General features: G+C 55.2%; 3 protein-coding genes. All 3 read left to right on the plus strand.

From position 1 onward, the window contains the following. Positions 1-883: 883 nt before the first annotated feature. Positions 884-3148 (plus strand): photosystem I core protein PsaA, encoded by a 2265-nt coding sequence (gene psaA, locus IQ254_RS29130; protein WP_193969649.1) that lies wholly within the window; start codon positions 884-886, stop codon positions 3146-3148. Positions 3149-3242: 94 nt separating this feature from the next. Further along, complete coding sequence (psaB, locus tag IQ254_RS29135) at positions 3243-5444, plus strand: photosystem I core protein PsaB (protein ID WP_193969650.1); 2202 nt, start codon at positions 3243-3245, stop codon at positions 5442-5444. A 100-nt stretch (positions 5445-5544) separates the two neighbouring features. Beyond that, positions 5545-5865 carry an element excision factor XisH family protein gene (locus IQ254_RS29140; RefSeq protein WP_193969651.1) on the plus strand — a complete coding sequence of 107 codons (321 nt, stop codon included), beginning with the start codon at positions 5545-5547 and terminating at the stop codon, positions 5863-5865. The last annotated feature ends 116 nt before the right edge of the window (positions 5866-5981 follow it).

Genomic DNA, 5981 nt, shown 5'->3' on the forward strand with positions numbered 1-5981 from the left:
ACCTCGTCTGCTGATACTGCCCTCCCCTTACGGGTTGAACATTCCGAGGCGGACATCTGCTTGAACACTAGCAGGGAAAGAACTTAGGAGTCCTTTCCAACTCCCCCGAACGACTTCGAGTCGCGCGCCTATCTATATTTTGAGTGGTTCAGCTGCGCGAATCATGACCAAGGGGTATGCCCGCGCATGGGGAAGATCGACCAGTGGAAGCGCTAGGTCTACTGGGATGGCTGCCCTCAAGTCAGAGCAGTCCTGTGGGCCTAGCTGGATAGATCTCTATCTATCTATTATGAGAAGAATATATGAATAGGGCTGATGCGCTGGAGAGAGTTTCTATCGTCCCGATCCCCGACCTTCACAACAGATTGAACCTGCTTCCCCGGCGTTGAACCAAGGAGCGTCATGGCGGCGGCAAAGGCAAATGTTGCAATCAGTAACGACGGTCATGGAGATGCTTCCTGAAGAATCGATAGCAGCAACTACACCGTCAACATGTGCCTTTACGGAAATTCTAGAACCTCTACAAAACCGCCAAAGATCAAGCTCTTGGCGTCAACAATTAACATTAATTAATAAAAATAGGGCTAGATTGCCAGTTTAGAGATATTGACCCTGTTATTCATTGAGTTTTGTTAATTGAATACCCCTCCAGAGATCTATTTTTTCTCCAGAGCTTTTCTGGAAGCCCTGTAGATCAAGGGCTTTCGGAGATTGAATTATTGTTAACCTCGGTCAGAAAGGGGCAAATTGCGAGACTATAATGCTCAAGAGCAGTTACCGCCTAAGTATCGGTTGTACCTGTAGGCGATCGCGCCCTCGGGTACAGTTCTAACCAAGGCGATTGATGCTTGACTTGCTTGTGTCTAGAGAGAGGAGAGTCTCCATGACAACTACCCCCCGCGAGCGGGAGGCGAAAGCAAAAGTCATCGTAGATAAGGATCCAGTGCCTACTTCTTTTGAGAAGTGGGGCAAGCCGGGTCACTTTGATCGGACTTTAGCTAAGGGACCCAAAACCACCACCTGGATTTGGAACCTTCACGCCGACGCTCACGATTTTGATAGTCATACCAGTGATTTAGAAGACATTTCGCGCAAAATCTTTAGCGCGCACTTCGGTCACTTAGCCGTCATCTTTATCTGGCTCAGCGGCATGTATTTTCATGGCGCTAAGTTTTCCAACTACGAAGCCTGGATGACCAACCCCACGGGCATCAAGCCCAGTGCTCAGGTGGTTTGGCCGATCTTCGGTCAAGAGATCCTGAATGCTGATGTGGGTGGTGGCTTCCACGGCATTCAAATTACCTCTGGCTTATTCCAGATGTGGCGCGCCGCGGGCATCACCAATGGTTTCCAGCTCTACGTCACCGCCATTGGGGCGCTGGTCATGGCTGGCCTAATGCTGTTTGCCGGCTGGTTCCATTACCACAAGGCTGCTCCCAAGTTGGAGTGGTTCCAAAACGTGGAATCGATGATGAACCACCACCTGGCCGGCCTGCTCGGTCTGGGCTGCCTCAGCTGGGCCGGTCACCAAATCCACGTGGCGCTGCCGATTAACAAAATGCTGGATGCCGGTGTGGCACCGCAGGATATTCCGCTGCCTCACCAGTTCATCCTCGATAAGAGTCTGATGGCTGACCTGTACCCCAGCTTTGCTGAGGGTCTCAAGCCTTTCTTCACCCTCAATTGGGGGGTGTACGCTGACTTCCTCACCTTCAAGGGTGGTATTAACCCCGTGACTGGTGGCCTCTGGCTGTCGGATACGGCCCACCACCACCTGGCGCTAGCCGTACTCTTTATTGTTGCGGGCCATATGTACCGCACCAACTGGGGCATCGGCCACAGCATGAAGGAAATTCTGGAAGGTCACAAGGGTGACCCGCTGCTGTTTGGTGGCAAGGGCCACGATGGCCTGTACGAGAACCTGACCACCTCCTGGCATGCCCAGTTGGCGGTTAACCTGGCCATCCTCGGCTCCATCACCATCATTGTGGCGCAGCACATGTACGCCATGCCGCCCTATCCGTACATTGCGACGGATTACCCCACCCAGCTGTCGCTGTTTACCCACCACATGTGGATTGGCGGCTTCTTGATTGTGGGGGCCGGTGCCCACGCCTCCATCTTTATGGTGCGTGACTACGACCCGGCGGTGAATATGGACAACGCCCTCGATCGCATGCTGCGATCGCGCGATGCCATCATCTCCCACCTCAATTGGGTCTGTATTTTCCTCGGCTTCCACAGCTTTGGTCTGTACATCCACAACGACACCATGCGGGCATTGGGCCGTCCCCAGGACATGTTCTCAGACTCCGCGATTCAGCTACAGCCGATCTTTGCCCAGTGGGTGCAAAGTTTCCACGCTGCTGCTGCTGGAGCTACGGCCCCCAATGCTCTGGCCGGGGTGAGCCCCATCTTTGGCGGCGACGTCGTTGCGGTGGCTGGCAAGGTGGCGATGATGCCCATGACCCTCGGCACCGCCGACTTCATGGTGCACCACATTCACGCCTTCACCATCCACGTGACCGCACTGATTCTGCTTAAGGGTGTGCTGTACGCCCGCAGCTCTCGTCTTGTGCCCGACAAAGGTGAACTGGGTTTCCGGTTCCCCTGCGACGGTCCTGGTCGGGGCGGCACCTGTCAGGTTTCCGGTTGGGACCACGTGTTCCTCGGCCTGTTCTGGATGTACAACTCCCTATCCATTGTGATTTTCCACTTCAGCTGGAAGATGCAGTCCGACATTTGGGGTACGGTGAGCCCCGATGGCACGGTGTCCCACATCACCGGCGGCAACTTTGCCCAGAGCGCGATTACCATCAACGGCTGGTTGCGCGACTTCCTCTGGGCTCAGGCTTCCCAGGTGATCGGCTCCTACGGCTCGGCGCTGTCGGCCTATGGTCTGATGTTCCTGGGTGCTCACTTTGTGTGGGCCTTTAGCCTGATGTTCCTGTTCAGTGGCCGTGGCTACTGGCAAGAGCTAATCGAGTCCATTGTCTGGGCTCACAGCAAGCTGAAGGTGGCTCCCGCCATTCAGCCCCGGGCGCTGAGCATCACTCAGGGTCGGGCTGTGGGTGTAGCGCACTATCTCCTTGGCGGTATTGCTACTACCTGGGCCTTCTTCCTGGCTCGAATCATCGCGGTGGGCTAGGTTTCTCGTCATGGAATCTCCTGGGGGCGCAGGCTCTGCGCCCCTACATACCGCACTCATGACTCAAATGTCGTACTAGAATCCGTTTTGATTCATGGCAACTAAATTCCCTAAATTTAGCCAGGACCTGGCTGCCGATCCGACCACACGGCGGATTTGGTACGGGATTGCCACCGCCCACGACTTTGAAAGCCACGATGGCATGACGGAGGAGAATCTTTATCAAAAGATCTTCGCCTCCCACTTTGGCCACCTGGCAATCATCTTTTTGTGGACTTCGGGCAACCTGTTCCACGTCGCCTGGCAAGGTAACTTCGAGCAGTGGATCAAAGATCCGCTCAACATTAAACCCATCGCCCATGCGATTTGGGATCCTCACTTTGGCCAACCTGCGGTAGATGCGTTCTCCCAGGCCGGGTCTTCGACTCCGGTTAACGTGGCCTTCTCCGGGGTGTACCACTGGTGGTACACCATCGGCATGCGCACCAACACCGACCTGTATACTGGCGCAGTCTTTCTGCTGATTCTGTCGGCGGTCTTCCTGTTCGCAGGCTGGCTGCACCTTCAGCCCAAGTTTCGCCCCAGCTTGTCCTGGTTCAAAAATGCCGAGTCGCGCCTCAACCACCACCTGGCTGGTCTGTTTGGCGTTAGCTCCTTGGCCTGGACTGGGCACCTGGTACACGTGGCGATTCCCGAGTCTCGGGGCGTTCACGTGGGTTGGGACAACTTCCTCTCAATGAAGCCCCACCCCGAAGGCTTAATGCCTTTCTTCACCGGCAACTGGGGGGTCTACGCCCAGAGCCCCGACACCTCTAGCCATATCTTTGGTACGGCGACCGGGTCGGGTTCTGCGATTCTGACCTTCCTGGGTGGTTTCCATCCTCAGACAGAGTCGCTCTGGCTGACGGATATGGCCCACCACCACCTGGCGATCGCGGTGATCTTCATCGTTGCTGGGCACATGTACCGCACCAACTTCGGCATCGGCCACAGCATCAAGGAAATCTTGAATGCTCACAAGCCCCCCGCCGGCGGTCTGGGTGAAGGTCATAAGGGTCTCTACGACACCTTGAATAACTCCCTCCACTTCCAACTGGCTCTGGCCCTGGCTTCCCTGGGTGTGGTCACCTCCCTGGTGGCGCAGCACATGTATGCGCTGCCCCCCTACGCCTTCATGGCGAAGGATTACACCACCATGGCGGCTCTGTACACCCACCACCAGTACATCGCTGGTTTCATCATGGTGGGGGCCTTTGCCCATGGCGCGATCTTCCTGATTCGCGACTACGACCCCGTTGCTAACAAGAACAACGTTCTCGACCGCGTTCTACAGCACAAGGAAGCGATTATCTCTCACCTGAGCTGGGTGTCGCTGTTCCTGGGTTTCCACACCCTGGGTCTGTACGTCCACAACGACGTGGTGGTGGCCTTTGGCACTCCCGAGAAGCAGATTCTGGTGGAGCCGGTCTTTGCCCAGTGGGTACAGGCGGCCTCCGGCAAGCTGCTCTACGGCTTCGATACCCTGCTGTCGAACCCCGACAGCGTGGCTCAAACCGCCAACGCCGTTTGGCTGCCCGGCTGGTTTGATGCCATCAACAGTGGTACCAACTCCCTGTTTCTGACCATTGGCCCTGGCGACTTCCTGGTTCACCATGCGATCGCCCTGGGTCTGCACACCACCACCTTGATCTTGGTCAAGGGTGCGCTAGATGCTCGTGGTTCGAAGCTGATGCCTGACAAAAAAGACTTCGGCTACAGCTTCCCCTGCGACGGCCCCGGCCGTGGCGGTACCTGCGACATCTCGGCGTGGGATTCCTTCTACCTGGCCATGTTCTGGATGCTCAACACTATTGGTTGGGTGACCTTCTACTGGCACTGGAAACATCTCAGCATATGGTCGGGCAACGTGGCTCAGTTTAATGAGTCGTCTAACTACCTGATGGGCTGGCTGCGCGACTACCTGTGGCTCAACAGCTCTCAGCTGATCAACGGCTACAACCCCTACGGCATGAACAACCTAGCCGTCTGGTCCTGGATGTTCCTATTTGGGCACCTGGTCTGGGCTACCGGCTTTATGTTCCTGATCTCCTGGCGGGGTTACTGGCAAGAGCTGATCGAGACCATCGTTTGGGCTCACGAGCGTACTCCCCTAGCGAACCTGGTTCGCTGGAAGGACAAGCCCGTTGCCCTGTCGATCGTCCAGGCTCGGGTGGTGGGTTTGGCTCACTTTACGGTGGGTTACATCCTCACTTACGCAGCCTTCCTGATAGCTTCAACCTCTAGTCGCTTTGGCTAGCGAGTTAGGTTAGTTAGGTAAATCCTCCAAACCTCCCCGGTGTCTCCACTGGGGAGGTTTGTTTTATAGTGTTGGCAATATCAGGTGCCTCTGGAAAACGATGCCTCAACGAGATTCGATTCACTATGCTGTGAGGCAAGCGCTGGTTAACGATGGCTGGAGTATTACCGCCGATCCCTACGTCATCTCCTACGGAGAACGTTTTTTGTTTATTGATCTGGGCGCGGCTGAAACATCGGGCGATAATAGGATAGAGTCGCGCTTTATTGGGGCTCAGCGTGGGGCTAACCAAATTGCGGTTGAGGTTAAGGAGTTTCGTCGGGCATCTGCTATTGCTGATTTAGAACAAGCGATCGGTCAGTACGTGCTCTATCGCCTGTTGCTCAATCAAGTTGATCCAGAGCGTGATCTAAGCTGTTAATCATTTAAACTACATATTAGAGAGCATATTTTGGCGAAGTATCTATGCCAATCAAGAACTATCTGACCGCCGAAGAGAAACAGGAGTTGCAGAAGCAGCTTAAGTTTCATGAGCAC

The sequence above is a fragment of the Nodosilinea sp. LEGE 07088 genome (assembly GCF_015207395.1).
Taxonomy (GTDB): Bacteria; Cyanobacteriota; Cyanobacteriia; order Phormidesmidales; family Phormidesmidaceae; genus Nodosilinea.

What these genes read in the sequence shown, in the direction of transcription:
- psaA (WP_193969649.1), top strand. Translation starts at nt 884, where the DNA reads ATGACAACTACCCCCCGCGAGCGGGAGGCGAAAGCAAAAGTCATCGTA.
- psaB (WP_193969650.1), top strand. Translation starts at nt 3,243, where the DNA reads ATGGCAACTAAATTCCCTAAATTTAGCCAGGACCTGGCTGCCGATCCG.
- IQ254_RS29140 (WP_193969651.1), top strand. Translation starts at nt 5,545, where the DNA reads ATGCCTCAACGAGATTCGATTCACTATGCTGTGAGGCAAGCGCTGGTT.